This is a genomic window from Desulfobotulus mexicanus (assembly GCF_006175995.1).
In the GTDB taxonomy this organism is placed as follows: domain Bacteria; phylum Desulfobacterota; class Desulfobacteria; order Desulfobacterales; family ASO4-4; genus Desulfobotulus; species Desulfobotulus mexicanus.
In genome coordinates this window covers 32553-58195 of sequence record NZ_VDMB01000007.1, presented here as the reverse complement: position 1 = coordinate 58195, position 25643 = coordinate 32553, and the positions used below count along the sequence as shown (strand labels likewise).

At 49.9% G+C, this 25643-nt stretch carries 26 protein-coding genes and 1 tRNA gene; 21 read left to right on the top strand and 6 right to left on the bottom strand.

Going from position 1 to position 25643, the window contains the following annotated elements; translation table 11 throughout:
• The first annotated feature begins 25 nt into the window (after positions 1–25).
• From FIM25_RS07270 to FIM25_RS07255, 4 genes are all read left to right on the top strand, one after another.
• Positions 26–670, top strand: coding sequence for an XTP/dITP diphosphatase (locus FIM25_RS07270; RefSeq protein ID WP_139447793.1), 645 nt, complete (start codon positions 26–28; stop codon positions 668–670).
• 359 nt (positions 671–1029) lie between these two features.
• Complete coding sequence (locus tag FIM25_RS07265) at positions 1030–1599, top strand: nitroreductase family protein (protein WP_139447791.1); 570 nt, start codon at positions 1030–1032, stop codon at positions 1597–1599.
• Between the two features lie 31 nt (positions 1600–1630).
• Positions 1631–3004 (top strand): AmpG family muropeptide MFS transporter, encoded by a 1374-nt coding sequence (locus tag FIM25_RS07260; protein WP_139447789.1) that lies wholly within the window; start codon positions 1631–1633, stop codon positions 3002–3004.
• 32 nt (positions 3005–3036) lie between these two features.
• Complete coding sequence (locus tag FIM25_RS07255; protein WP_139447787.1) at positions 3037–4764, top strand: DUF6178 family protein; 1728 nt, start codon at positions 3037–3039, stop codon at positions 4762–4764.
• Here the strand turns inward: FIM25_RS07255 and FIM25_RS07250 are convergent.
• From FIM25_RS07250 to FIM25_RS07240, 3 genes are all read right to left on the bottom strand, one after another.
• Entirely contained in the window at positions 4761–6665 is a 1905-nt protein-coding gene (locus FIM25_RS07250) for a HEAT repeat domain-containing protein (RefSeq protein WP_139447785.1), read from the bottom strand. The two genes, FIM25_RS07255 and FIM25_RS07250, sit on opposite strands and share 4 nt — an antisense overlap.
• Before the next feature lie 428 nt (positions 6666–7093).
• Positions 7094–7831, bottom strand: coding sequence for an SIR2 family NAD-dependent protein deacylase (locus FIM25_RS07245; protein WP_139447783.1), 738 nt, complete (start codon positions 7829–7831; stop codon positions 7094–7096).
• 20 nt (positions 7832–7851) lie between these two features.
• Positions 7852–8691: an MBL fold metallo-hydrolase gene (locus tag FIM25_RS07240; RefSeq protein WP_139447781.1), complete on the bottom strand. Its 840-nt coding sequence runs from the start codon at positions 8689–8691 to the stop codon at positions 7852–7854.
• A gap of 414 nt (positions 8692–9105) precedes the next feature.
• Between FIM25_RS07240 and FIM25_RS07235 the strand changes: the two genes are divergently transcribed.
• The gene (locus tag FIM25_RS07235; protein ID WP_139447780.1) at positions 9106–10089 is read left to right on the top strand and encodes a tRNA 4-thiouridine(8) synthase ThiI; all 984 of its coding nucleotides are present in this window, start codon (positions 9106–9108) and stop codon (positions 10087–10089) included.
• Here the strand turns inward: FIM25_RS07235 and rlmN are convergent.
• A complete protein-coding gene (gene rlmN, locus FIM25_RS07230) occupies positions 10039–11160 on the bottom strand; it encodes a dual-specificity RNA methyltransferase RlmN (protein WP_139447777.1) in 1122 nt (373 codons plus the stop codon). The two genes, FIM25_RS07235 and rlmN, sit on opposite strands and share 51 nt — an antisense overlap.
• 120 nt (positions 11161–11280) lie before the next feature.
• Here rlmN and ffh point away from each other — a divergent pair, with 120 nt between their 5' ends.
• From ffh to rsmI, 10 genes are all read left to right on the top strand, one after another.
• Positions 11281–12615: a signal recognition particle protein gene (ffh, locus tag FIM25_RS07225; protein WP_139447776.1), complete on the top strand. Its 1335-nt coding sequence runs from the start codon at positions 11281–11283 to the stop codon at positions 12613–12615.
• 28 nt (positions 12616–12643) lie between these two features.
• Positions 12644–12901: a 30S ribosomal protein S16 gene (gene rpsP / locus FIM25_RS07220; RefSeq protein WP_139447774.1), complete on the top strand. Its 258-nt coding sequence runs from the start codon at positions 12644–12646 to the stop codon at positions 12899–12901.
• 64 nt (positions 12902–12965) lie between these two features.
• Positions 12966–13196 (top strand): KH domain-containing protein, encoded by a 231-nt coding sequence (locus FIM25_RS07215; RefSeq protein WP_139447772.1) that lies wholly within the window; start codon positions 12966–12968, stop codon positions 13194–13196.
• A 68-nt stretch (positions 13197–13264) separates the two neighbouring features.
• Complete coding sequence (gene rimM, locus FIM25_RS07210; RefSeq protein ID WP_179953233.1) at positions 13265–13783, top strand: ribosome maturation factor RimM; 519 nt, start codon at positions 13265–13267, stop codon at positions 13781–13783.
• 5 nt (positions 13784–13788) lie between these two features.
• Entirely contained in the window at positions 13789–14547 is a 759-nt protein-coding gene (gene trmD / locus FIM25_RS07205) for a tRNA (guanosine(37)-N1)-methyltransferase TrmD (protein WP_139447768.1), read from the top strand.
• Positions 14534–15115, top strand: a complete 582-nt coding sequence (locus FIM25_RS07200; RefSeq protein WP_246052072.1) for an RNA methyltransferase — start codon at positions 14534–14536, stop codon at positions 15113–15115. The genes trmD and FIM25_RS07200 overlap by 14 nt, the downstream gene beginning before the upstream one ends.
• A 39-nt stretch (positions 15116–15154) precedes the next feature.
• Entirely contained in the window at positions 15155–15505 is a 351-nt protein-coding gene (rplS, locus tag FIM25_RS07195) for a 50S ribosomal protein L19 (protein ID WP_139447766.1), read from the top strand.
• 52 nt (positions 15506–15557) lie between these two features.
• Positions 15558–16157, top strand: coding sequence for a ribonuclease HII (locus tag FIM25_RS07190; RefSeq protein ID WP_139447764.1), 600 nt, complete (start codon positions 15558–15560; stop codon positions 16155–16157).
• Entirely contained in the window at positions 16154–16516 is a 363-nt protein-coding gene (locus FIM25_RS07185; RefSeq protein WP_139447762.1) for a YraN family protein, read from the top strand. Before FIM25_RS07190 ends, FIM25_RS07185 begins: the two co-directional genes overlap by 4 nt.
• Positions 16470–17375 (top strand): 16S rRNA (cytidine(1402)-2'-O)-methyltransferase, encoded by a 906-nt coding sequence (gene rsmI / locus FIM25_RS07180; RefSeq protein WP_246052070.1) that lies wholly within the window; start codon positions 16470–16472, stop codon positions 17373–17375. Before FIM25_RS07185 ends, rsmI begins: the two co-directional genes overlap by 47 nt.
• A gap of 426 nt (positions 17376–17801) precedes the next feature.
• Here rsmI and FIM25_RS07175 read toward each other — a convergent pair whose 3' ends face one another.
• Together FIM25_RS07175 and pta are read right to left on the bottom strand one after the other, a co-directional pair.
• Positions 17802–19052 carry an acetate kinase gene (locus FIM25_RS07175; RefSeq protein WP_139447760.1) on the bottom strand — a complete coding sequence of 417 codons (1251 nt, stop codon included), beginning with the start codon at positions 19050–19052 and terminating at the stop codon, positions 17802–17804.
• Between the two features lie 28 nt (positions 19053–19080).
• Positions 19081–20076, bottom strand: a complete 996-nt coding sequence (gene pta / locus FIM25_RS07170; protein ID WP_218961330.1) for a phosphate acetyltransferase — start codon at positions 20074–20076, stop codon at positions 19081–19083.
• A 1160-nt stretch (positions 20077–21236) separates the two neighbouring features.
• On the opposite strand from pta, the gene FIM25_RS07165 reads away from it, so the two are divergent.
• From FIM25_RS07165 to FIM25_RS07140, 6 genes are all read left to right on the top strand, one after another.
• Entirely contained in the window at positions 21237–21773 is a 537-nt protein-coding gene (locus FIM25_RS07165) for a 4Fe-4S dicluster domain-containing protein (RefSeq protein ID WP_179953232.1), read from the top strand.
• Entirely contained in the window at positions 21760–22653 is an 894-nt protein-coding gene (locus FIM25_RS07160; RefSeq protein ID WP_179953231.1) for a CoB--CoM heterodisulfide reductase iron-sulfur subunit B family protein, read from the top strand. Before FIM25_RS07165 ends, FIM25_RS07160 begins: the two co-directional genes overlap by 14 nt.
• A 228-nt stretch (positions 22654–22881) precedes the next feature.
• Positions 22882–23172 carry a DUF1844 domain-containing protein gene (locus tag FIM25_RS07155; protein ID WP_246052067.1) on the top strand — a complete coding sequence of 97 codons (291 nt, stop codon included), beginning with the start codon at positions 22882–22884 and terminating at the stop codon, positions 23170–23172.
• A gap of 48 nt (positions 23173–23220) precedes the next feature.
• Positions 23221–24678 carry a DegQ family serine endoprotease gene (locus FIM25_RS07150; RefSeq protein WP_139447751.1) on the top strand — a complete coding sequence of 486 codons (1458 nt, stop codon included), beginning with the start codon at positions 23221–23223 and terminating at the stop codon, positions 24676–24678.
• Positions 24679–24681: 3 nt separating this feature from the next.
• Complete coding sequence (ispE, locus tag FIM25_RS07145; RefSeq protein ID WP_139447749.1) at positions 24682–25545, top strand: 4-(cytidine 5'-diphospho)-2-C-methyl-D-erythritol kinase; 864 nt, start codon at positions 24682–24684, stop codon at positions 25543–25545.
• Between the two features lie 23 nt (positions 25546–25568).
• Positions 25569–25643, top strand: a tRNA-Gln gene (locus tag FIM25_RS07140).

Below are 25643 nucleotides of genomic sequence, written 5' to 3'. Positions count from 1 at the left end.
TTATAAATATAGAAGGAGAAAAACCATGAAAAAAATGATACTTGTGCTGGCTACGGGGAATTCTGGAAAAAAACGGGAACTCATGTCCATGCTGGAGGGTTTTCCCGTGGAAATCAGAAACCTTTCGGATTTTGGTCCTATTCCTGAAATTGTGGAAGATGGAGCCACCTTTGATGATAATGCCTACAAAAAGGCTTCTCTTACGGCCCGTTACCTCGGGTTTGCTGCCATTGCCGATGATTCAGGCCTTGAGGTGGAGGCGCTGGATGGAGCGCCGGGTGTTCATTCAGCCCGTTTTTCCGGGGACAACGCCAGTGATGCGGCAAATAATGAAAAGCTTCTGACTGCCCTGGAAGGGGTGGAAAACCGGAAGGCCGCTTTCAAGTGTGTCATTTCCATTGCCGTTCCCACGGGGCAGGCCCTGACCTATGAGGGGAGCTGTGCAGGGGAGATTCTCAGGGAACCAAGGGGAGATATGGGTTTTGGTTATGATCCGCTTTTTTTCTGTCCTGAGCTGCAAAAAACCTTTGGGGAAGCGGACCTTGAAGAAAAGGGAAGGGTAAGTCACCGGGGCCGGGCTCTGACGGAGGTAGGCAGGGAGTTTGATAAGATTCTTGTCTGGCTGGAACAGAATATGCCCCGTCTGGAAAAGTTTGATTGTGTCCGCTGAGGATGTTTTTTTGTAACTGTTCAGCACAATTAATTAGGTGCATAGACAACCGGACCATTTGTTCGTGACGCAATCTTATTCGGGAGCTTCTTGGCCTGTACGGAAGCGGCAAAAACTCCCCGCCACAGGCAGGATAAGCTTTTTGATTTCCATAGCAGGCTTAAGCACGCTGCCTTTGTGGCGGCTCAGACAGTTTGCCGCTTCTTTCGCACAGGCCTGCAAAGCTCTGATCCGAAACGATTGCAATGTCACTCACAAACAGCCCGATTGTCTTTTGCTGGAACCAGTGCTTTGAAATTAATGAATAATCTTGCATAAAAAATGTGCTGAATAATTACGTTTTTTTTAAGGGGGTAGGGATGTTCAGAACTCTTGTGGAAAAAAGCCGTTCCATCCGCCGCTTTGCCGAAGAAGAAGCCATTACGGCGGCCACCCTTGAAGGTCTTGTGGAGCTGGTCCGCTTTACGCCTTCTGCCGGAAACCTTCAGGCACTTGGCTATCGTCTGGTTGTGGATGTTGCAGAAAAAGAGGCGGTTTTTTCGGCCCTTGGCTGGGCAGCCTATCTCAAGGACTGGCCCGGCCCTGCTGCAGGGCAGCGGCCTGCGGCCTATATTGTGATCTGCGGGCCGGTAAAGGGTTCTGCCTTTCTTCTCTGTGATCTTGGTATTGCTGCCCAGACCATGGCTCTGGGGGCTGCGGAAAAGGGGCTTGGCACCTGCATGCTGGGCAGTATGGATAAAAAAGCCCTGCGCAGGGTGCTGCATATACCCGAAGAGCTTGAGGTCCTGCTGGTTCTGGCCTTAGGCAAACCCGCAGAGACGGTTGTGGTGGATACCATGGAAGAGGGGGATTCCGTGCATTACTGGCGGGATGAGACGGATGTGCATCATGTACCTAAACGCCCGCTGGCAAAGCTTCTGCTTCCTTAGCGGATTCTATATTTAAAGGAAGGCAGCATCCATGGAAGAAGAGAGCAGAAAGAATCCCTCCTGGGCAAAGGCCTTTTCCGTTTACCGCCATCCCCGTGTGCTTGGGATGCTGTTTCTGGGGTTTTCCGCAGGTCTTCCCCTTCTTCTGGTGGGGGGCACCTTTACGGCATGGCTTAGGGATCTGGGAGTCAGCCTTGCGGCCATTGGTTTTTTAAGCTGGGTGGGCATGGCCCACAGCCTGAAAATTTTATGGGCACCGGTGGTGGATCGTATGCCGCTTCCCTTTCTGACTCCTCTTCTGGGACGCCGCAGGTCATGGATGCTCCTTGCCCAGATCTTTCTTCTTATTTCTCTTCTTGGCATGGCCTTTACCGATCCCAGAGAACATCTGGCCTGGGTGGCTCTGTGGGCTGTGCTGGCAGGCTTTGCTTCGGCGACCCAGGACATTGCCATTGATGCCTATCGCATTGAAGCGGCGAAAAAGGAGTTTCAGGGGGCCATGGCCGCAAGCTATGTTCTGGGATACCGTGTGGCCATTCTGGCTGCCGGTGCCGGTGCCCTGCACCTTGCCTCAGGTTTAAGCTGGTCTGTGGCCTATGGCGTTATGGCTTTTCTGATGGGAGTCGGTATCATAACCACTTTCATTATTCAGGAACCCGATGTTTTTGTGGATGAAGAGACCCGGCGTCTGGAAAGGGAAATGGCTGTCCTTGAAAACGGAGAAAAAGTAAGTCTCTTTAAGGAGCTGCGCCTCTGGTTTGCCGGAGCCATAATCGGTCCCTTTGCCGACTTCTGGCAGCGTTTCCGTTTCACGGGGCTTGTGATATTGCTTTTTATCGGCCTTTTCCGTATCAGTGATATTTTCATGGGTGTCATGGCAAATCCCTTTTATCTGGATCTGGGTTTCACCAAAGCCCAGATAGGCAATGTGGCAGCAGCATTTGGTCTGGCCATGACCCTCACCGGTGCGGCCCTTGGTGGTGTGCTGGTGGCCCGTTTTGGCATCATGCGCATGCTCATTGCAACGGCTGTTCTGGCCCCGCTGACCAATCTGACCTTTTCCTGGCTGGCCCTTCTCGGACCGGAAATTTACGGGCTGGTGGTGGCCATCATGTCGGATAATATCAGTGCTGGAATGGCGGTGGCTGTCTTTATTGCCTATCTTTCCAGTCTTACCAATACGGCCTATACGGCCACCCAGTATGCCCTTTTCAGCTCCATTATGACCCTGCCGGGGCAGTTCCTTGCTGGTTTTACCGGTGTGATGGTGGAGCATATCAGCTGGTTCTGGTTTTTTATTTCATCGGCCATAATCGGGCTGCCCGCAATTTTTCTGGCCATCCTCCTTGCCCGGCTTGCAAATCCCGACAGAATAAAGCAGCCAGGTCACGGATCAAGATCTTGATTTATTTAATTTTTTTTTGAAGAGGTTTACGGATGACAACCCAGTCCCTTTCCCCCCATGAAGAGCGTCTGATGGCCCTTGCGACAAAAAGACGCCACCTGGAGACACTTTCCGAAGAAGAAGCCCTTGATGTTCTTCTCTCGGACCCGCAGGCCCTGCCTCTGGTTCATTCTTATCCGGAGGAGGATTTTTTTCTTCTGATGCACCGCATCGGGCCAGATGATTTTCTGCCTGTGCTTTCCATGGCAACGGACAGGCAGTGGCATTTCATAGTTGATCAGGAATGCTGGGAAAAGGATGTGCCGGATTATGGAGCGATGAGTCTCTGGCTCTGCCGCTTTCTCCGGGCTGCGCCCAAACGTTTTGTGAAGTTCATGGTGGAAGAAGATGGAGACCTGATGGATGTCTGGCTTTTTCGGAATCTGGAGGTGCGCATCCGGGAGCACGATGAAGATCCTTCTGATTTTCCCGACGGTTTTGCCACCCTGGATGATGTGCTGTATTTTAGGCTTAAGCCCATGCCTGAAGATGAAAGTAATCCCGAAGAAAGGGAAGCCAGAGAGGAAGCCCTGCAGATTTTTATACGCAGTCTTGCGGATACATCCCACCCTCTTTATTTCCGTATATTACAGGAAATGTCATGGTCCATTCCCGCAGAACTGGAGGAAGCTGCCCTTCACTGGCGCAGGGTACGTCTGGCAGAAAAGGGTTTTATTCCCGCAGAAGAGGCAGGCGGACTTTTCCAGCCCCTGAAGGAGGGTGAGCTTGAAAGCCGGGGGAAAAAAGTTTTTGCAAAAACGACAGAGGAGAGGGTTTTCTCCATTCCTGAGCAGGGTCTTCGTATGGCATCCATGGATTCTGTTTTTTCCGAAGCACTGGTAGTTCTGGATACAGAGAATGTACTGGCGGATCTTTATCTGGAAATGGCGGCGCTGTGCAACCGGTTCATCGGTTCAGGGGGAAAGGTACTGCGTTCCCGTGAAGAGCTGGATGCCGCAGGCCTTGCCGTAATGGGATATATACGGGTAGGTATTGCCCGTATCACCGGAGAAAGGGAGCCTTCTCCTCAGGCCTGTACGGCGGTTTTGCGGACCTATCGTTTGGATTTTATCTTCCGGGCGGGGGCTGGTCCTGTGATGCGGCTGAAATGGAAGGTGGGGGACTGGTACAAAAAGGCCTGGTTCCGCAGAAGCGGGCTTGCCCTTTCCTTCTGGGATGAGGAGGGCATGGGGCTTCTGGGGGGATTTTTGCTGGATATGCCCCTTCGTTTTGATGCAGCAGCATCCGGTGGGACTTATTATGTCCCCTTTGATTCCGATGGGGATCTTGTCAGGGCAGAAGGGGAGGTGGATGACATTTTGGCTCTGGACGATGTTTTTGCCTTGCTGGGCCTTGAGGAAGTGGATGGTATGGGGAGACTTCTGACCTGGAAGAATATGCTTTTGACCCTCTGGGTTCAGGACAGGCTGGGAGAAGGAAGTAACAGGCTTGTGCCCGTGCATGAAGAGCGTTTCCGCTCTTTTTTCAGTATTTTGAGGAAAAAAACAGCAGGGGGATTTTCAATACCCATTGAAATAAGAAATGATTTTCTGGCCTGGCTTTCAGAGCGTACCGGGCTTTTACCCGCCGTACTGGCGGACAGGACGGGTGCTGTTCTGGAGAAGCTTTTTATGGATCTGGAAGAAGAGATAGCTGGTATTCCTGCAGGTTCCATGCCTGATCACAGATACATGCGGTTTTTTCTTTTGAGGCAGGCTTAAGAAGATTCTTTTCTCTTTTTTTTATCCGGATTAAGCAGAGACCGGATTTGGGCAATGAGTTTTTCCGTGGTAAAGGGTTTGCGTAAAAAGGCAGTGACACCTGCCTGAAGAGCTGTCTTTTTTTGATTTTCCATGGTTTCCGTTGAAACCATGAGAATGGGAAGCTCTGTACCCATTTTTTCCCGGATGCTGATACTCAGCTCAATGCCGTTTTTATTGGGCATGTTGAGGTCTGTGAGGACAAGGACAAAGCGTGAAGGGTCCGTTTGTAGTCTGGTCAGGGCGTTCAGTCCGTCACGGGCCGTTTCCACTGTATAGCCGTACTGAGGCAGAAGGGTTTCATAGAAACGGCGCATGGTGGGCGAATCGTCTGTAACGAGAATGCGTGGCCTTTCCGATGGAATTTCCTCAATGGCTTTGCGCAGTATGCTCTCACACCCTTGTCGGGTGACAGGATTTTCCATGCTGGCGCAGGCCTTGAGAAAGCGGTGCAGCAGGCTGGGATTTCGGCTTTCTGCTGCGGCCTGAATAATTGCTTTGGCAGTTTTTCTGTCATCGGACAGGCCCAGAAAAAGATCAGTGGCCTGCATAGCAGCGATGGCAGCAATGAGGGTTGATTTTATTCGGGGGCGGGCTGCCATGGTCTGGCGGACAGCATTGGCACCGGTTTTCGGATGCTGATAGTTGAGGCCGGTAATGGCAGAGCAAACCACATCCTGATTGCTGTCTCCAAGGGCAGCAATCAGGGGCAGAAAGGTCTTTTTCGAAGCAATTCTTCCCAAAGCTTCACACACGGAGAAGCGGACATTGGCATCTGGATGGCGCAGCTGTCCGCAGAGGGGATCAATGGCTTCGGAAAGCCCCATGTGTCCAAGTATCAGGGCCGCTATGATGCGTTCCGGAGGGCTGCCTTTTTCCATGGCCCGACTCACGGGTAAAAGGGCTTTTTTTCCGGCACGCACCAGAAGGGTAGCGACTGTTTTACGAACCAGTGCATCTTCCGGGTGGAGGTGTTCCGCCAGAGCTTCATGGCTGGCTTCTGTGTCCGTGGCTGCCAGAGCATTTGCGGCATCGGCGGCTATGATGGGTTCTTTATGGTCAATAAGTGAGGACAGGAGGCGCAGCGTTTCGGGATCTGTATGGTTTTTCCCAAGACTTTCAATGGCTGCAAGGGCACGGACCGTGTCTTCCCCCAATGCTTCCCGTTCCAGACATTCCCTTGCGGAGGGGGCTGAAAACATTCCGATGGCCCTTATCAGGGTTTCGCTTTCATCCGGAACATGGCTTTTATCGAGAAGTTCAAGAAGCAGAGGTAGGGCTTCTTTGGGAACAAGCTGGCCTGCCTTGCGAGCGCAGATGATTCTCGTCCTCACTCCGCCCTGTTCAAGACCAAGGAGGATAAGGTCCGGGCTCTGCTGTAAAAGGGTTTGTATTTTATCCGTCAGAATGGGGAAAATCGCTGTGTCTGCTTTTTCATCGTCGATATACTGAAAAAGTTCAGGAAGATAAATGGCTGCATTTCCAGTATTCAGTGAGTCCAGCCATGGAATGATTTCCATGAAATCCGATGGAATTCCGGGTTTATAGCTATATATTTTTTCAGGACACCGGAGATGGGCCAGCAGGTGGGCAAGGGCACGTGGTGCGATGGGTGTTTGAAGAAAATATTTAGTTCTTCTGTCTGGTTCCGCGCCGATGCATATGCAAATTATATTGTCGGGCAGGTCGGAAGGCAGTAGGGAGCCTGCTCCTGTGAAGACAATTTCCAGAGGGTTCGGTTTTTCACCCTGTGCTGTCTTTTCGTAGGGAGAAGGCGGATACCCAAATTTGATAAGCCATGGGACAAGATGTCTGAGGCCGAAGGGGGCATCCCAGAATATATGGGTTCTGGTTCCTTGCATGCAGGGCCTGAATCCTTGTTTTGACCGGCATGTAAAAACCGGAGATTGTTTTGTAATTATTCAGGTAACTGTTCAGAAAAGCTTTCCAGGTACCATACCTGCAAGACAGATGCACAGGCCCCAGGCTATTTGCCCGTGACGCAATCTTATTCGGGAGCTTCTTGCCCTGTGCGGAAGCGGCAAAAACTCCCCGCCACAGGCAGGATAAGCTTTTTGATTACCATAGCAGGCCTTGGTACGCTGCCTTTGTGGCGGCTCAGACAGTTTGCCGCTTCTTTAGCACAGGCCTGTAAAGCTCTGATCCGAAACGATTGCAATGTCACTTGCAAATAGCCACAGAGTCTTGCAGCATTACGAAGCTGATGCAACTACAGCATTGGCAGTTCGGAATAAACTGTTCTGAATAAGTAATTATTCAGAACAATTTTTTAACCCTGTACCCTTGCTACAAGCTGCGGAAGAAGCTCTCCTGCCCGGCCCCTGAGAAGCCCGTCGGATATCGGGGTCAGTGATGTGGGTTCCGGGTTTATTTCCAGAATCAGTGCGCTTCTGTTTTTTGCCATCCTTGGCAGATCCGCCGCAGGCCAGACCTCTGCGGATGTGCCGATTACCAGCATGAGATCACAGCTTATGCTGTATTCCTGTGCTGTATACAGGGCATCTTCCGGGATGTTTTCCCCGAAGAATACACAGTCTGGTCGCAGTATTCCTCCACAGGTACACAAAGGGGGGAGTTCTTCCAGAAAAAGCTCCTGAATGGGAAGGCTTCTGTGGCAGTCGGTGCAGATGATGCGTGCAAAGCTTCCGTGGAATTCAATGACTTTTTTGTTGCCCGCAGCCTGATGCAGCCCGTCGATATTCTGGGTGATGATGGCTTCAAGTTTTCCGGTTTTTTCCATATCTGCAAGGGCATGGTGGGCGGGGTTGGGACGGGCTTTTTCCAGAACATCCTTCATGGTCCGCAGCAAAAGATCCCATACTTTTTCAGGATTATTCCGGAATGCCCTGATATGGGCAAATTCCATGGGATCCATGGTTTCCCAGAGCCCCCCCTTTCCTCTGAAAGGGGGAATACCGCTTTCAACTGAGATGCCTGCGCCGGTCAGCGCTACAGTATTTCGACTTTTTTTAAGAAGTTCAGCTGCTTTTTCAAGGGAAATTTCCATGGATTTTCTCCTTGTTTCGCTCACAGATTAAAATGCATATCCGCTGCAACGGCAAAGCATTCCATGGAGCTGCCAGATTTATGGATGCGTTGCCTGGCATCCTCAACAATGGCATCAATGGCCGCATCGGAACGTTCCTGATTGTGGTGGAACAGCCCCAGTCGTTTGACACCGGCGGCTATGGCCAGTTCAACAACATCGGTATAGGAAGAATGGCCCCAGCATATTTTTTTTGTGTATTCATCGGGTGTGTATTCAGCATCATGGATAAGAAGGTCGGCTTCTGTGCATAAGTTCAGATATTCCTGAAACCTCAGTCCTCCAGGATGGCAATAGCCCAGCTCATTGTCCGTCAGAAATATGAAGTTTTTACCCTTTTCCGTAAAACGGTATCCACAGCCTCCATTGGGGTGGCTCAGGGCAATGGGGGTGATTTTCAGATCTCCCAGAAAAAAGGGTTTCGGGCATCCGTCTTCAAAAAGAATTTTTGCCTTCAGATCCGAGTATTTGATGGGAAAATTGGGTGGTGTCATCACCCTTGTAATCATGGATTCTGCGTAGCCGTTTGATGAAGGACAGCGGAAAACATGAATGGTGGTCCCTTCCCTGAATATGGGCTTAAAGAAGGGGAAGCCCATGAGATGATCCCAATGGGCGTGGGTGAAGAGCAGATGATAGTGGAAACGCTTTTCCTCAAGGAGCCGATTGCCCAGACGGCGGATACCTGTACCTGCATCAATGATCAGGATGTCGTCTTGGGAGTTCCGGATTTCCATGCAGGCCGTATCGCCGCCGTAGCGGTTGTATTGAGGCCCGGATACTGGAATGGAACCGCGTGCCCCCCAGCACTTCACGTACATAAGCGCCTCTTTGTGGGGTTTGGGGATAGATAATCGGGTGACGGAACGGGCTTTGATCTGCGAACAAAAAGACAGTTGTAAAAAAAATAGCCGCTTTTTTTAAAGGCTGCAAATCCGTATCAGAATGCAGACGGGCAGATAATCCGTCACGACAAGAGCTTTGTCATCAATTAATCAGGGATATTCTTTTTTGCCAAAAGGGCATTCATATAGCCGGGAGTCATAATATTCATGGTTACTATACTTGTCTGAAACTGAGCATGGTGTCAATGGGATTTGGTGCCGGGATAGGAACAGGGGCCTTGGGGATTGCAAGAAAAATTCATTTGCTGTAAAAAATCCATCGTTTTCAAGGCCTGTTTTTTTGGTGTCTTGTGTGATTTTTTATTTTTTGATGATTAAGTGGGATTTTAAATGAAAAAAGTAAAGGCTCTGGGGCTTTCTTCGGGTGGCTTGGACAGTATTCTTGCTGCTCTCATCCTCAGAAAGCAGGGTATAGATGTCAGCTGGGTATCCTTTGAAACACCTTTTTTTGATGCTGCCAATGCCATCAGGGCTTCCAGGCAGTATGACATACCCCTTTATGTTAGAGATATTACAGAACAATATCTTCCCATGCTCAAAGATCCGGATGGAGGCTATGGGAGAACGATGAATCCATGCAAGGATTGTCATGCCCTTATGTTCCGGGAAGCCGGGCGCATTATGTCCGAAGAAGGTTTTGATTTTCTTTTCAGCGGAGAGGTATCCGGACAGCGGCCCATGTCCCAGACCCGTTCGGCCCTTCGTTATGTGGAAAAAAGATCGGGGTATGAAGGAGTGATTCTGAGGCCCCTTTCCGCCCTGAATCTTCCGGAGACCTCTGTGGAAAAACAGGGTCTGGTGGATAGAAAACGCCTTTTGGCCATTCAGGGAAGGGGAAGAAAACCCCAGCTGGCTCTTGCAAAGGAATTCGGAGTAAAGGATTTTCCCGCCCCAGCGGGGGGCTGTCTCCTCACGGATCAGCTTTTTTGCAGAAGACTCAAGGATCTTCTGGAACATGAAGCGGAAGCTGGCGGCCTTGACTGCCATCTTTTAAAGGGAGGACGGCATTTTCGTCTTTCTCCGGAGACAAAGCTTGTGGTGGGCAGGACGGGAAAGGACAATGATTTTTTGCAGGGTTTTTTTGATCCGGACCGGTTTTACCGTATCCGGACCGTGAATTTCCCCGGTCCCCTGGGTTTCCTTTGCGGACCTGCTGACATTAAGATGCGTTTGCTGGCTGCAGGTATCGTGGCGGGTTATACCAAGGCCGGAGATGCCGTACCTGTAACCCTGCACATGGATGGCAGGGGGGAAGGGGAAAATTTAGAGGTTCTCCCCCTGCGGAGTACTGAGGTCCGGGGACTCATGATCTGATTTTGCCGTACCGGCCAGCTGACCGCAGGCGGCACCAATATCTTCACCTTTGCTCCACCGGATAATGGCTGTATAACCCTTGTCCTGAAGCACCCGTAAAAAGGCATGGATATGGGTCTCGGCAGGACGCCTGAATGTACACCCCGGATGCTCATTAAAGGGGATCAGGTTGATTTTTGCCTTGATGCCACTGAGGAGCCGGGCAAGCTTTCGGGCATCTTCAAAGGAGTCGTTGATATCTTTGAGGAGAATATATTCAAAGGTGATTTTCTGCCGGGGTGTCAGGGGGTATTTCCGGCAGGCTGCCAGAAGATCTTCCAGTGAGTAAGTTCTGCTGACGGGCATCAGGCTTTCACGTGTCTTGTTATCTGTGGCATTCAGTGATATAGCCAGATTAACTTGGGTGTCCCGGCCCAGATCCGCAAGTCTTGGAAGGATGCCGGAGGTGGAAACAGTGACTCTGCGCTTAGAGATCTTGAGACCGCAGTCTCCGTCTGTGAGAATCTCTATGGCTTTTTTCACATTTGCGTAATTGGCAAGGGGTTCTCCCATGCCCATGAAAACGACGTTGGAAAGCCTTGCTTCCTTTTCTTCGGGTTTTCCGGCTGCTTCCATTTGTATCTGGTGGCGGATATCCCTAACCTGAGCTACAATCTCTCCCGTGGAGAGATTGCGGGTGAAACCATTCTTTGCGGTCATGCAGAACCGGCAGTTCTGGGCACAGCCCACCTGGGAGGAAATGCACAGGGTATGGTGATCCTTTTCCGGAATGAGAACGGATTCAATTAAGTGTCCGTCATTGAGCCGGAAGACAAATTTTCTTGAGCCGTCTCTGGAAAGGGCCACATTATCAATGTGCAGACGGGAGAGACGGAAAATGTTTTCAAGGTCTTTGCGGAGCTGTTTTCCCACATCTGTCATGGATTCAAAGCTGTCAGCCTGATGCAGGTAGAGCCATTTATGTATCTGGTTTGCCCGGAAGGCTGGCATACCCTCTGCCGTAAAATATTCCCGGAGTTCGGGAAGGGTGAAGTCCAGGATGTCTGGGTTTACTGTTTCTTTTTTTATCATAATCCGGAGTCTTTAGGTTTTCTGGTGGGCGCTGGCATGGGCCTTGCCTGATTTGGGTTGACTTATCACCCTTTGCCCGTTAAATTCAAGCTTTTGATTGGACCCTTAGGATGACTTTTCATGTTTGACAGTTTAAACGAAAGATTAGGCAGCGTTTTTAAATCCCTCAAGGGCAGGGGAAAGCTGACCGAAGCCCATATTGAAGATGGTATGAAAGAAGTGCGTATGGCGCTTCTGGAAGCCGATGTTCACTATCGTGTGGTCAAGCAGTTTGTGGCCGATGTCAAGGCCCGTTCCCTGGGACGGGAAGTGATGGAAAGCCTGACTCCGGGTCAGCAGGTGGTAAAGATTGTCTATGAGGAGCTTACAAGCCTCATGGGGGAGGCCAGTGTACCTCTGGATCTTTCGGGTCCGAAACCCGCAGTTATCATGCTTGTGGGCCTGCAGGGTGCAGGTAAAACAACTACTGCAGGGAAGCTGGCCCTTTACCTGCGTAAGGCAGGTAAAAAACCCTATCTGGTACCAGCAGATGTTTACCGGCCTGCGGCCATTGAGCAGTTGCAGAAGCTGGCCGGGGAAATCGGGGTTCCTGTTTATCCTTCCGAAAGCAGCTCAGATCCCCTTGATATCTGCCTTAATGCCAGAGAAGATGCCAGAAAACAGGGTTGTGACGTGCTTCTGGTGGATACGGCGGGCAGGCTTCATGTGGATGAAACCCTGATGGCTGAGCTGGTCCGTATCCGGGAGAAGATGATCCCTTCGGATATTCTTCTGGTGGCCGATGCCATGACGGGTCAGGATGCCGTAAAAATGGCCTCTGCCTTTGATCAGGATCTGGGTATTGGCGGTATTATCCTCACCAAGACAGATGGGGATGCCAGAGGGGGGGCAGCCCTTTCCATACGTTCGGTTACCGGGCGTCCGGTTAAGTTTGTTGGTACGGGAGAGAAAATTTCCGCTCTGGATCTTTTTCATCCGGATCGTATGGCATCCCGAATTCTTGGGATGGGAGACACCCTTTCTCTCATCGAAAAAGCCCAGGAGATGGTGGATGAAAAGCAGGCTGCCGATCTGGAGCGCAAGCTCAGGAAAAATGAGTTCACCCTTGAAGATTTCCGGGATCAGTTGTTGCAGGTCCGTAAGATGGGGCCCATCGGAGATCTTCTGAAAATGTTGCCCGGTGTGAATGAAAAGGCACTGGGCAAGATGAATATTGATGAACGGGAACTGGTCCGGGTGGAGGCTATCATTAATTCCATGACGCCGGAAGAACGCAGGCGCCATGCCATTATTAACGGTTCCCGGAGAAAACGCATTGCCCGGGGGAGTGGTACCCGGGTGCAGGATGTGAATCAGCTTTTGAAAAACTACACCCAGACCATGAAAATGGTCAAAAAACTGAACAAGGGTGGCTTAAAGGGCATGCGCGGCATGCGTGGCATGCTTCCCTTCTAAAAAGATCGTTGCAAGGAGACTGAAAAAGATGGCAGTAAAAATCAGAATGACCCGGATGGGCACCAAGAAAAAACCTTTCTACCGCATTGTGGTTGCGGATTCCGAAGCCCGCCGTGATGGTCGTTTTATCGAGATTGTGGGTACTTATAACCCCCTGAGAGATCCTGCTGAAATCACAGTGAAGGACGAGCGGGTACGCTACTGGCTGGGTGAGGGTGCAATTCCTTCGGATACCGTTCGTAGTATTCTTAAGAAAAGCGGCGTTACGGATTCGGCCTCTGCATGATGCGGTGTGTTGTTTTTCGTAAGCCTTCCTCTGTCCTAATGTTGGTACTGCAAGGAGATGCGCGATGAAAGAGCTGATCGATTATATCGCTAAGGCTTTGGTGGATCATCCGGATCAGGTGGCGGTTTCAGAAATTGAAGGAAATCAGACATCTGTTCTGGAACTGAAGGTGGCCAAAGAGGATCTGGGGAAGGTCATTGGCAAGCAGGGGCGCACGGCCCGTGCCATGCGGACGATTCTGAGTGCAGCCTCGGCCAAGGTAAAAAAACGCACAGTTCTTGAGATTATTGAGTAAAACTCTCCTGGGATACGGGATGAGCAGCAGGAATTGATTTTTAAACGTATTCCGGGATGAAGGAAAAGATGAAACCTGTACGGATAGGAAAGATTGTGGGAACCCATGGTCTTGCGGGTAACCTGAAGGTGTATTCCGATGCCGCATCCCTTTCCGTCTATACGGACTGTGGTCCCCTCTGGATTCGTGAGAAAAAGGGCGTGGACCCCAACCGTATTTTTCGGGTACTTCAGGTACAAGTCCATAAAGGGCCTGTACTTTTGTTGCGTTTTGAGGGTATTACAGACTGCAATGCTGCACAGGATCTGGTCGGAGGTATTGTTTTTGCTGATCAGGACCGTTTTCCGGATCCCGGAGATGGCTACTATTACTGGAGTGATCTTATGGGACTGGAGGTACGCACGCAGGAAGGTTTTTCCCTTGGGAAGATCCGGGGCATTATGGAAACCGGAGCCTATGATCTTCTGGATGTGGTGGGTCCCGATAAAGAATATGCGGTGCCGGCCCATCCGGACTGGGTCTGTGATGTGCTTTTGGAAGAAGGTTATATTATTGTCCGGCTTCCGGAAGGGTTTCTTGATCTGTGAACAGTATGCCTTCTCCGTTTCATTATGCTGCTTTATCCATTTTTCCGGAGATGTTCGATGGTTTCTGGTCTACGGGTATGGTTCGCAGAGCCATTATGGGCGGGTTTATTACGGGAAAAGCCGTGGATCTGAGGGCCTTTGCCGAGGGTGTTCATAAGGTCACCGATGACAAGCCCTATGGCGGTGGATGTGGTATGGTGATGAAGCCAGAGCCACTCATGAAGGGGATTGCCCATCTCCAAAGTGAGATGCCAGGTGCACCTGTGATTGTCATGACCCCGCAGGGGCAGCCTTTTTCCCAGTCCCTTGCCGAGGATCTGGCGCGGGAAAAAGGAATGATTATGGTCTGTGGCCGCTATGAAGGCATGGATGAACGTGCCTGTATAAAGGCTGACATGGAACTTTCCATCGGGGACTATGTCCTGACCGGTGGAGAGCTTGCTGCCATGGTTGTTATGGATGCGGTGATCCGGCTTATCCCCGGAGTTCTGGGGGGAGAAGATTCTGCTGAGAAGGAATCTTTTTCTGAAGGATTGATTGAGTATGCCCATTATACCCGGCCTCCGGTGTATGAAGGCATGGAGGTTCCTGCTGTGCTTCTTTCGGGAAATCATAGGGCCATTGATTCATGGCGTCTGGAAACCTCTTTGAAACGGACTTTTCTGAAACGGCCCGATCTTTTGGAAGACCGGAGTTTCAGCAGGGAGGAGCGCAGTATCCTCCAAAAATGGAGCCGGGAGATTGCACGCCTTGCCGATAACTGAACTTTATATGGCCCTTGTGCATTATCCCGTGACCAACAAGAACGGGGAAACCATTGCATCGGCGGTGACCAACCTGGATCTTCATGATATGGCGCGTTCCTGCAAAACCTATGGTGTGCGCCGTCTGTTCGTGATTACCCCCTTAGAAGACCAGAAACGCCTGGTGGAACGCATTGCTGGGCACTGGACAAAGGGTGTGGGTGGAATGCATAACCCGGACAGAAAAGAAGCTTTGTCTCTTATTCATCTCTGCCATGATATGGAAGAGGCGGTTGAGGCCGTCAAGGAAGATCTGGGGTGCAGGCCCATGGTGGTTGCTACAACGGCCAGATCCTCTGAGCAGGCACTTTCCCATGGGTCACTGAGGGCAATGATTAGCGGAGGGCAGGCCTGCCTTCTTGTATTTGGAACTGCATGGGGACTCGCTGAACCCCTGATGTTGTCTGCGGACCGGATTCTGGAACCAGTCCGCGGGGCTGCAGCATATAATCACCTTTCGGTGCGTTCCGCAGCAGCCATTTTGCTGGACCGGCTGGTTGGAGAGCCGCTGGAAGGAAAAGACATTTAACGGATGCGGGGCATACCCGCAAAGCTTGGAGAGAATCAAATGAATATCATTGAAAGACTGGAACAGGAAAGCATGCGCCTTGATATGCCTGCCTTCGGTGCGGGAGATACGGTGAACGTGCATGTTAAGATTAAAGAAGGGGAGAAGCAGCGCATCCAGATTTTTAAAGGTGTGGTGATTTGCCGTAAGCGTGGTAATCTTCCCCAGGCATCTTTTACCGTACGTAAAATTTCCGGTGGTGTGGGTGTGGAACGTGTTTTTCCTCTGCACTCCCCCATTATTGATAAAGTTGAAGTGGTGACCCGTGGGCGTGTACGCCGTGCGAAGATCTACTATCTCCGGAATCTTCGGGGCAAGGCTGCCCGCATCAAGGAAAAGGGATCTTATTGATCTCTCTCTTCCCCTGCCGGTATGTGCCGGCAGGGGGGATAGCGGGATAGATATGTACAGTTTTGAATCCATGTGCCATGAAAAGGGTTTTTCATGCATAGCAGGTGTGGATGAGGCCGGCAGGGGACCCCTGGCCGGCCCTGTTGTTTCTGCTGCGGTGATTTTACGTACGGACTATGATCTGCCCGGCCTTAATGATTCCAAAAAGCTCAGTGAATCCCGCAGAAAAGATCTTTTTGCACGCATTCCTTCCCAGTGTCTTGCCATTGGTATAGGTATTGTTTCTGAGCTCAGGATTGATGAAATCAATATTCTCCGGGCTTCCCTGGAGTCCATGGTGCTTGCCGTGAACAATCTTTCTGTTTCACCTGATTTTTTACTGATAGATGGAAAATTCACCCTGGAACTTCCTTTGGGCCAGCAGGCCATTGTGGGTGGAGACGGAAAATCTGCGAGCATTGCAGCGGCTTCTGTTGTGGCCAAGGTGACAAGGGATGAGATCATGAAAGAGCTGGATAAAGAATATCCCGGATACGGGCTGGCCCGTCATAAGGGTTATCCCACCCGCAGCCACAAGGATGCCATTGCCCGAATGGGTGTGCTGCCCGTTCACCGGCGTTCTTTCAGGGGAGTTAGTGAGTTTGTCCGATGAGTGGTCTTTTTTCCCGGATCAAAGGGCAGGCTGCGGAAAGGGTAGCCTGTGATTTTCTTAAGAAGGCTGGCTTTTGTATTCTTGCAAATAATTTCAGGAGCCGTTTCGGGGAAATAGATATAGTGGCCAGGCAAGGGGAGATCCTTGTTTTTGTAGAAGTGAAGGCCCGGAGTTCATCCGCTTATGGTACGGCCTTTGAGACGGTGGACAGGAGAAAGCAGCAGAAAATTATCCGCACCGCCCTTTTTTATCTCAGTCGGAAATCTCTGGATAATCCTTATATACGTTTTGATGTGATTGCGGTGAATGCCAATGGACAATGTTTCCACATCCCTGATGCCTTTTGCCCTGAAGAATGATGGGGTAAAGCCCGGCCATCTTTATATTGTTTCCACCCCCATAGGAAATCTGGGGGACATTACCTTCAGGGCCCTTGATGTCCTTGCATCGGTGGATAGGGTGGCTGCCGAGGATACCCGTAATACAGCCCGGCTTCTGGCCCGTTTCAACATTCAGAAACCCATGGTATCCCTGCATGAACATAATGAGGTTTACCGCAGTCAGATCCTTGTGGAGGCCCTGCGACAGGGAGAGTCCATTGCTCTGGTTTCCGATGCAGGAACTCCTTCCCTTTCTGATCCGGGTTTTGTTCTGGTCCGGGAGGTTCTCGCTGCGGGTCTGCCCCTTGTGCCTGTCCCCGGTGTTTCTGCCGCTGTCACCCTGATGAGTGTATCCGGGCTTCCCACGGACAGTTTTACATTCTGCGGGTTTCCACCCAAAAAAGCCGGTCGCAGGCGAAGGTGGCTTCAGGATCTTTCCGAAATCCGGTTTCCCCTCATTTTTTATGTTTCTCCCCACAGCCTGATGGTATTCCTTGAGGAGCTTCTGGATATTTTTGGAAACCGTCATGGGGTTCTGGGTCGGGAGATGACCAAGATGTATGAGGAATATATTCGGGGGCCTTTATCAGAGATTGCAGGGGAACTGAAGACCCGGGAGAAAATCCGGGGGGAATGTTCCCTCATGGTGGCCGGCAGAGAAGATAGTGAAGTTTGTGATGAAGGTGAAGGCCCGGAGGATCTGGACGCCCTCATTATAAAAGCCCTTGAGGATGGCATGGAGAAACCCTCTGCACTTGCAAAGCGGCTTGCCGGAAGTCTTGGCATGGACCGCAAGGATCTTTATGCGCGTATTCTTGAGATGAAAACTGATTCCTGATTCCATAAAGATTGTAATTGTTCAGCACAATTTTTCTTTGGCAAATGGAGTACCATAAATCAGGAGCATAGACAACCGGGCTATTTGTTCGTGACGCAATCTTATTCGGGAGCTTCTTGTCCTGTGCGGAAGCGGCAAAAACTCCCCGCCACAGGCAGGATAAGCTTTTTTATTACCATGGCAGGCTTAAGCACGCTGCCTTTGTGGCGGCTCAGACAGTTTGCCGCTTCTTTCGCACAGGCCTTCAAAGCTCTGATCCGAAACGATTGCAATGTCACTCGCAAACAGCCCGATTGTCTTTTTATGGAGTCAGGTTTTTGAAATTAATGACTGAATAATTACTAAAGATCAGACAATAAAAAAACCGGCCCCTTTCCTTATGTAAGGAAGGCAGCCGGTTTTTTTATGTTTTATCCCTGGTTCCTGTTACTTCAGGAAGGTATAGGGATATTTTGTGTGGTCTTCGTACTGGTCATGAATGATGGCTACAACGTCTTCCACAAAGACAAGTTCTTCATTGGTGGGGATCATGAAGACCTTCACCTTGGAGTCCGGCGTGGAGATTTCCGTTTCTCCATGCTTGCTGAAGGTGCTCATGTTCTTTTCCTTGTCGATCTTGATTCCGAAGAATTCAAGGCCTTCAAGGGTTTTCTGACGGATAAGACCGGAGTTTTCACCTACACCTGCGGTAAAGACAATGGCATCTACACTACCAAGGGCAAAGGCATATTCCCCTGCGGATTTACGCAGCTTGTACGCTTCCATTTCAATGGCAAGCTTGCAGCGGGAATCTCCGGCTTCGGCGGCTTCTTCTATGTCCCTGCGGTCGGTGAATTTGCCGGTGATGCCGAGAACACCGGATTTTTTGTTCAGGAGGTTATCCATGTAGCGGGGGCCGACATCAAGACGCTGCATCATGAACATGGGAATGGCAGGGTCGATGTCACCGCAGCGTGTTCCCATGATGGCTCCGGCAAGGGGAGTAAAGCCCATGGTGGTGTCTATGGAGAGGCCTTTTTTGATGGCAGAGCAGGAAACGCCGTTACCGATGTGCAGGGTTATAATATTGCATTCGTTAGCATTCTTGCCCATGAGTGCAGCTGCACGCTTGGATACATAGAGATGGCTGGTTCCGTGGAAGCCGTAGCGGCGTACGGAAAAATCTTTATACCACTCGTAGGGAAGGGCATAGAGATAGGCATGTTCCGGCATGCTCTGGTGGAAGGCCGTGTCAAAGATGGCTACATGGGGAATTTTGGGCATGGCAGTACGGGCGGCCCGGATACCTACAAGGTTGGCCGGATTGTGCAGAGGAGCCAGATGGGAAACGGCCGCAATGTGGTTGATCACGTCATCGGTAATGAGAACGCTCTGGTTGAACTGCTCACCGCCATGGACGACCCGGTGGCCTACGGCAGAGATTTCTTCCATGCTTTCGATTACAGTACCTTCACCGGTGGTCAACGCGTTGATAATCCATTGAATTGCTGTTTCATGGTTGTCAATGGCATACTTGATTTTCTTTTTGTAATCTTTGTTGGGTACTTTGTGTTCAATGAAGGAGTCGCCAATGCCGATACGCTCTACCACGCCGGTGGCAATGACTTCTTTGTTCGTCCAGTCAAAAAGCTGGTATTTAAGCGAGGAGCTTCCGCAGTTAAGGGCAAGAATTTTCATGGGGCATCTCTTCTTTCTTCTTTTCGGGTTAGTCGGCCTGTACGGCAGTAATGGCCGTTACATTAACAATATCCATATATTTACAACCCCTTGAGAGGTCATTTACCGGTTTTGCAAGGCCTTGAATAATGGGTCCTATGGCTTCGGCACCGCCCAGGCGTTCAACAAGCTTGTATCCGATATTTCCTGCCTGAATATCAGGGAATATCAAAACATTTGCTTCTCCTGGGATGGGGCTTCCCGGAGCTTTTTTGGCCCCTACGGAAGCAAGGAGGGCTGCATCTGCCTGAAGCTCACCGTCAGCCTGAAGGTCCGGGCGGTTGGTTTTGAGAATTTCCACGGCCTGGGTTACCTTGTCTACGTACTCATGCTTTGCGCTTCCCTTTGTGGAAAAAGAGAGCATGGCTACTTTAGGTGTAGTTTCAAGGAAAGACTGGCATGAGTCTGCGGAAGCAGAGGCAATTTCTGCAAGCTTGGTGGCATCAGGATCAATGTTAACGGCGCAGTCTGCAAAAATAAGGGTGCCATCCACGCCGAAATTTTTGTGGGGTGTGACCATTATAAAGCAGCTGGAAACGGTTTTCATGCCCGGCTTGGTGCCAATAACCTGAATGGCAGCCCGGAGTACATCTCCTGTGGTATTTTTTGCCCCTGCCACGGCACCGTCTGCAATGCCAAGCTTTACCATCATGGCCCCGAAAAAGAGGGGATCTTTCATGGTTTCATTGGCTTTTTCAGGGGTTATACCCTTGGCTTTGCGCATTTCAAAAAATTCTGCTGCAAATTTTTCCCTGAGTTCACTGGTTGCAGGATCAATGAGACGGCAGCGAAGGGGGTAACCTTTTTCGTTAAATGCCTTTTCAAGGGCTTTTTCATCCCCGAGAATTACCAGTTCTTTGACAAGACCGTTTTCCATGATGGTATGGGCCGCATCAATGGTACGTTCGTCATCTCCTTCGGGGAGAACAATGGTTTTTTGTTTTTCTTTGGCAGTAGCCCAGAATTTTTCCATCAATGACATCATGAATCTCCTTTTAAGCAAGCCGGAGTGCCGTGCAGGTTTTATTTGTGAGTTCCCGTTCCGGGGATTTTTCTGCACCTGTGCCGGGTTTGCGGGTTCCCGCAGGAACCGTTTTGGGAAAAAATAATGAAATAAAAATATGACTATCGTATCCCTGTGGCCGGGAATACGGAAAAGCCTGTGAAAGCTATCTTTTTTTGAACTGGATAATATATATTGATGTGTCTGTTTTGAACTGTTTTATACATGGATCTCTTCTGTTTTTTATTTTATGTTGCAGTGCATCTAAAAATCAGAGAAAAAATATAATTGGATTCATGGTTAAGTGCAACAGGAAAAAAGATTCTGTCGTTTAGTGTTTTAAGACACCATGCCATTTTACAGATTCTCTCTTTCAAAAGATGGGCCTTGCGTCAAGCTCTCTTTTTGGTCTTTGTGCCTGTCCGGGAGGATGTTTTGCTTTTGTTTCGGTTTTTTTAACTCTCACGGTCAATGCTCCAGTCTTTTTCAGACAGCATTTTGAGGAGTAAAAAATGTGTGCCGGCATGGTATTGAGCCTGGTTATTTTGTATGGCAGGGTTTTATCAGTCGGTCTTTGTCTCTATTTTTAAGTTTACCTTTGCCTGGCAAGGTATGGGCGCATAAAATTTATTGCGCAGGAGGGTGCTGAATATCCCTGGTTAAGCATGGGGAAGCAGTTTTTTTTAAAATTTATATTTTGGATGAAGAGATTGTCTGATTTAATATCCGTGCCCGAATGTTGTGAATGTAAATTAGAGTTGTGAAGTGCCTGGAGGTTTGCTGGACTTCTGTTTATGGGGCTTTTAAAATGATTTAAGCAAAGGCACAGGGTGTCATATGATATTGGCATAGTTGACAGACTTTTTTGAATATATATAGTTGTCTGTGTATCGGTGATGTCTGATACAATTATAGTTGACACTGCATGGGCATTGGTCTAGTGTGGTCGCCCTGAATCGTGTCAGGGGAGCTCAGGCATCGGCCTGTGTGGTTTTTCCCTTGTCGTGCAATGCCCGACAAGGGGCCAACTTGGTACAGGTTTTTAGTGTTTACTTCTGTTTTAGCAGAGGTACAGGCTTTATTCACTGTGCCGGAATTCGGATTCCTTCTTTTGTTAAGAATCCACATAAATGGTGAGTACTATGCAAGTTGACCGCTCATTCATCAGGGAAGTAGAAGAGCGGAGCGGCCAGCGGTTTGGAGCCTGTTTCCATTGTATGGCCTGTTCCGGTGGTTGTCCCGTTTCTGATATCATGGATTATCTGCCCAACCAGATTGTTCGGATGATGCAGCTTGGTTTGCGCAAAGAGGTGCTGGAGAGCCGTGCCATCTGGGTCTGTGTCGGTTGCTACAGTTGTGTGTCCCAGTGTCCGAATCGTATACATATACCTTACATGATGGATGCTTTGCGTGAGCTGGCCCTGGAAGAGGGTGTTAAGATAGGTGAGCCGGACATCTGGACCTTCCACAGGGAATTTCTGAAGCAGGTGGATAAGAGAGGACGAGTCTATGAGCTGGAGTTCATGGCCCGCTACAAGCTTTCTACCATGAGTCTTTTCAGCGATATGGGTTCAGGCATGAAGATGCTTCTGAATGGTCGCCTGGAACTCTTTCCCCACACAGTAAAAAAGCTTCATGAAGTCCGTAAGATCAGGGAGGTCTGTTATGGAAAAAAATGAAAAAAAATCTGATCTGGAGGCTACTCCGCATCCGAGAATATATTACTATCCAGGCTGTTCCCTGATGTCCACGGCCCGTGATTTGGGAGATTCGCTTTTTCAGATGGCCCGCCTTGTGGGGTCATGGCTGGAAGAGCTCAATGACTGGAACTGTTGCGGAGCTTCTCCTGCCCACAGTGTGAATCAGAACTATGCTCTCCTCCTTGCCGGGCGGAATCTGGTTCTGGCTGAACGTCAGGGGATCAGGGATCTTTTTGTGATATGTCCCAGCTGTTTTGTCCGTCTGCGTACGGCAGAAAAAACCCTGATTGCGGAACCCGATAAAAATGACCTTTTGGAAGAGGCTGTGGGGAAACGCTACCAGGGTTCTGTCCGCCTGCGTTTTTTCCTTGAAGTAGGCAGCGCCAGCCAGATGAATGTTTTCAGGGAGGCTGTGATCAATCCATTGAAGGGCCTTAAGGGGGTCTTGTATTTTGGCTGTCTTCTCACCCGGCCTGAATGGATCACAGGTTTTGATGTGCTTCCCTATGAGGATGAGCTGCGCAGCTTTGTGGAAGCGCTGGGGGTTGAGACCCTGGACTGGGGTTATGGAAAGCAGTGCTGTGGTGCCCATCTGGCTCTGACCAAGCCGGACCATGTGGACACCCTTGTGGATCGCATCAGGGACCATGCCCGCAGGGTTGGGGCCAATTGCATGATTTCCTTCTGTCCGCTATGCCAGGTGAATATGGAGCTAAGAGGTAAAAATTCCGAGCCCCTTCCTGTTTTCTATGTGTCTGAACTTATTGGTATGGCCTGCCGTCTGCCCAGAACGGAAAAGTGGATACGCAAGCACCTTGTGGATCCGCGGGAACTTCTGGCGGAACATAATCTTCTATGATTTGATATTGTGAAGGTTAAGCTTCGTTTTTTTCGGAAGTTAAAGGCTCTTCTTAATCCTTAGGGATTTTGAAGGGCCTTTATTGTTTTTATGATGGGTTTTTATGTCTTGAATGTCCCGTCTTTTCGTTATATTCATTTGGACTGATTTTTTGACTTTCTTTGGGGTTGGTCTTTCCGGCAGAAGTGTTAAAGGGTTTTCTTTTGGAAATTTTCAAGGAGAATGGGCATGACAGAAGAAGGTGTTAAAAAAAAACGGGAAGATGTTTTTCCGAATATTGATTTTACAACCTTTATTCTTTCGCTTAATGCTTCTGCCCTGGTACATCTTGGGATTGTGGAGGACCCTGGAACAGGTCAGAGGCGGCGGAATATGGATCTTGCAAAACAGACCATTGATGTCCTTGCTATGCTTGAAGAAAAAACCAGGGGCAATCTGAAGGAAGATGAAGAGCGTCTCTTTCATCATCTTCTGCAGGATCTGCGGTTGCGCTATGTTGCCAGTGAAAAAACTTCGTGATGTTTTTTCTGTCTGATATCTGCAAATTTTAAGAAACGGAGGTTTTTTATGTTACCCGATGAAAAAAGGAGTGCAGGCAGGCCTTCAGGCCGTCAGGCCGTTTTTTTTCTTGCAGGTTTTCTTGCCTTGTTTTTTTGCTTTTTTGCAGTGCAATCTCATGCTCTTCTGAGGCCGGACAGCTTCACTGTTCTGGCGGAGAAGGCGGGTGGGGCCGTGGTGAATATACGCACGGAAAAAACGACTCAGTCCCAGGACCGGGTTTTCAGGCATTTCTTTGAAAGTCCCTTTGGTGAGAATGATCCCTTTGAGGAGTTCTTCAGGCGTTTTCATGGTGATAACAATCCCCAGCGTGAATTCCGTCGGCAGAGCCTCGGATCTGGTTTTATGATCAGTGAGGACGGCTATATTGTAACAAATAATCATGTGATTGAGGGTGCCGATAAAATTCGGGTGAAGCTGAAGGACGGGGAAGAATATGATGCCCGGATTGTGGGAAGGGATCCCAAGACTGATCTGGCGCTGATACGCATTGAGGCGGATAAGAAATTCCCCTACATCTCCATGGGAGATTCCAGCACTTTGAGGGTTGGCGAGTGGGTCATGGCCATTGGCAGTCCTTTCGGGCTGGAGCAGACCGTAACCGCAGGGATTGTCTCGGCCAAAGGTCGTGTTCTCGGGTCAGGCCCCTATGATGATTTCATACAGACCGATGCTTCCATCAATCCAGGGAATTCCGGTGGGCCACTTCTTAATCTGGATGGCGAGGTGGTGGGCATCAATACGGCCATCGTTTCTTCGGGGCAGGGGATAGGTTTTGCCATTCCCGTTAATCTTGCAAAGGGTATTATCGCACAGCTGAAGGCCAGCGGTTCCGTAACCCGGGGATGGATGGGGGTGGAAATTCAGCCGCTTGACCCGGCCATGGCGTCCTACCATGGCATGAAGGAAGCAAAGGGGGTCTTTGTGGTTCGTGCCATTGAGGGAGATCCTGCCCATCGTGCTGGAATAAGGGGCGGAGATATTATTACCCGAATCAATGGGCAGCAGGTGGAGGATACCAAGGATCTGATTCTTAAGGTGGCAGCCGCCAAGGTGGGTGAAACCATTGAGGTGACTGTGGTGCGTTCCGGAAAAGAAAAAAAGCTGGGTGTGACTGTGGCACGCAGGGATGATGCTGGAGAGCTGAAGAAGGAAAGTCCTCCTGAGCCTTCAGCAACGGAAGATGCACTGGGACTGTCTCTGCGGGTGCTGGATGAGAATATGGCAGAGCGTATGGGTGTGGACAGGGATGCCGGTCTTCTGGTTGCAGGTGTTTCAGAAGGCAGTGCTGCCGACAAGGCTGGCCTGCGGCGGGGAGACCTGATCATGGAGATTAATCATAAAAAAATGGATTCCCTGAAAGCCTATGAAGCGGTTCTGAAAAAGGCCAAAAAAAAGGAGCGTCTTCAGTTTCTGATTCAGAGAAGGGGTCAGTTCCTTGTAATCTCAATGGATCGTGAGGGTTGATTTGTGGACTTTTTGACCCGGCACATCAGGGCACCTGCAAAGGTTAATCTTATACTTCGGATAACGGGTAAGCGGATTGACGGGTATCATGAGCTGCAGTCTCTGATGTGTCCCATTGCGCTCTGGGATGAACTTTGGCTCTCCTGCGGCAGGCCTGGCATCCGGATTCATGTGAAAAACGGGAATGGTCTGGTGCCTGACAACTCTGAAAACCTCGCTGTCCGGGCTGCAGAAATTTTTTATGATGCTGCCAAGATACAGTCGGCACTGGATATTGAGATGGAAAAAAACATTCCTGTGGCAGCAGGTCTGGGTGGAGGGTCCAGTGATGCCGCTGCAGTGCTGATGGGTTTGAATGAGATTTATGGTTTTCCGCTTTCCCAGTCACTTCTTTTCAGTCTTGCTTCGGGGCTGGGTGCTGATGTCCCGTTTTTTTTAATGCGGGGTGCCGCCTGGGCCGAAGGTATTGGTGATCAGCTGGAATCCTTCAGGAAGATACAGCCATTATACATGGTTCTGGTGAATCCCAATGCTCCGCTTTCAACGGCGGCTGTCTACAAAAACCTGAAATGGGGATTGACAAAAGAAGGAATAAAAACTAAAAAACCTCATTTTGAAGAGACCCTCATGGATCCTGTGCCATGGCTTTTCAATGATCTTGAGTCTGTGGCTGCTTCCATGTGTCAGGAAGTGGTCCGTATCAGGGAGGCAGTTCTTGAAGCAGGCGCATCCGGGGTTCTCATGTCCGGTAGTGGGCCTACGGTATTTGGTCTTTTTAATGATCAGAAAGCAGCTGTGGAAGCAGAATCTTTCCTCTCGGTGCACTTTAAGCACTGGCGGGTTGTAGCGACGCAGCTCATGCCCTGAAGATTTACAGGCTTTGTGCTTTCTGGGGCGTCGTCAAGCGGTAAGACACAGGATTTTGATTCCTGCATTCGGAGGTTCGAATCCTCCCGCCCCAGCCA

What these genes read in the sequence shown, in the direction of transcription:
- FIM25_RS07270 (WP_139447793.1), top strand. Translation starts at nt 26, where the DNA reads ATGAAAAAAATGATACTTGTGCTGGCTACGGGGAATTCTGGAAAAAAA.
- FIM25_RS07265 (WP_139447791.1), top strand. Translation starts at nt 1,030, where the DNA reads ATGTTCAGAACTCTTGTGGAAAAAAGCCGTTCCATCCGCCGCTTTGCC.
- FIM25_RS07260 (WP_139447789.1), top strand. Translation starts at nt 1,631, where the DNA reads ATGGAAGAAGAGAGCAGAAAGAATCCCTCCTGGGCAAAGGCCTTTTCC.
- FIM25_RS07255 (WP_139447787.1), top strand. Translation starts at nt 3,037, where the DNA reads ATGACAACCCAGTCCCTTTCCCCCCATGAAGAGCGTCTGATGGCCCTT.
- FIM25_RS07250 (WP_139447785.1), bottom strand. Translation starts at nt 6,665, where the DNA reads ATGCAAGGAACCAGAACCCATATATTCTGGGATGCCCCCTTCGGCCTC.
- FIM25_RS07245 (WP_139447783.1), bottom strand. Translation starts at nt 7,831, where the DNA reads ATGGAAATTTCCCTTGAAAAAGCAGCTGAACTTCTTAAAAAAAGTCGA.
- FIM25_RS07240 (WP_139447781.1), bottom strand. Translation starts at nt 8,691, where the DNA reads ATGTACGTGAAGTGCTGGGGGGCACGCGGTTCCATTCCAGTATCCGGG.
- FIM25_RS07235 (WP_139447780.1), top strand. Translation starts at nt 9,106, where the DNA reads ATGAAAAAAGTAAAGGCTCTGGGGCTTTCTTCGGGTGGCTTGGACAGT.
- rlmN (WP_139447777.1), bottom strand. Translation starts at nt 11,160, where the DNA reads ATGATAAAAAAAGAAACAGTAAACCCAGACATCCTGGACTTCACCCTT.
- ffh (WP_139447776.1), top strand. Translation starts at nt 11,281, where the DNA reads ATGTTTGACAGTTTAAACGAAAGATTAGGCAGCGTTTTTAAATCCCTC.
- rpsP (WP_139447774.1), top strand. Translation starts at nt 12,644, where the DNA reads ATGGCAGTAAAAATCAGAATGACCCGGATGGGCACCAAGAAAAAACCT.
- FIM25_RS07215 (WP_139447772.1), top strand. Translation starts at nt 12,966, where the DNA reads ATGAAAGAGCTGATCGATTATATCGCTAAGGCTTTGGTGGATCATCCG.
- rimM (WP_179953233.1), top strand. Translation starts at nt 13,265, where the DNA reads ATGAAACCTGTACGGATAGGAAAGATTGTGGGAACCCATGGTCTTGCG.
- trmD (WP_139447768.1), top strand. Translation starts at nt 13,789, where the DNA reads ATGCCTTCTCCGTTTCATTATGCTGCTTTATCCATTTTTCCGGAGATG.
- rplS (WP_139447766.1), top strand. Translation starts at nt 15,155, where the DNA reads ATGAATATCATTGAAAGACTGGAACAGGAAAGCATGCGCCTTGATATG.
- FIM25_RS07190 (WP_139447764.1), top strand. Translation starts at nt 15,558, where the DNA reads ATGTACAGTTTTGAATCCATGTGCCATGAAAAGGGTTTTTCATGCATA.
- FIM25_RS07185 (WP_139447762.1), top strand. Translation starts at nt 16,154, where the DNA reads ATGAGTGGTCTTTTTTCCCGGATCAAAGGGCAGGCTGCGGAAAGGGTA.
- rsmI (WP_246052070.1), top strand. Translation starts at nt 16,470, where the DNA reads ATGGACAATGTTTCCACATCCCTGATGCCTTTTGCCCTGAAGAATGAT.
- FIM25_RS07175 (WP_139447760.1), bottom strand. Translation starts at nt 19,052, where the DNA reads ATGAAAATTCTTGCCCTTAACTGCGGAAGCTCCTCGCTTAAATACCAG.
- pta (WP_218961330.1), bottom strand. Translation starts at nt 20,076, where the DNA reads ATGATGTCATTGATGGAAAAATTCTGGGCTACTGCCAAAGAAAAACAA.
- FIM25_RS07165 (WP_179953232.1), top strand. Translation starts at nt 21,237, where the DNA reads ATGCAAGTTGACCGCTCATTCATCAGGGAAGTAGAAGAGCGGAGCGGC.
- FIM25_RS07160 (WP_179953231.1), top strand. Translation starts at nt 21,760, where the DNA reads ATGGAAAAAAATGAAAAAAAATCTGATCTGGAGGCTACTCCGCATCCG.
- FIM25_RS07155 (WP_246052067.1), top strand. Translation starts at nt 22,882, where the DNA reads ATGACAGAAGAAGGTGTTAAAAAAAAACGGGAAGATGTTTTTCCGAAT.
- FIM25_RS07150 (WP_139447751.1), top strand. Translation starts at nt 23,221, where the DNA reads ATGTTACCCGATGAAAAAAGGAGTGCAGGCAGGCCTTCAGGCCGTCAG.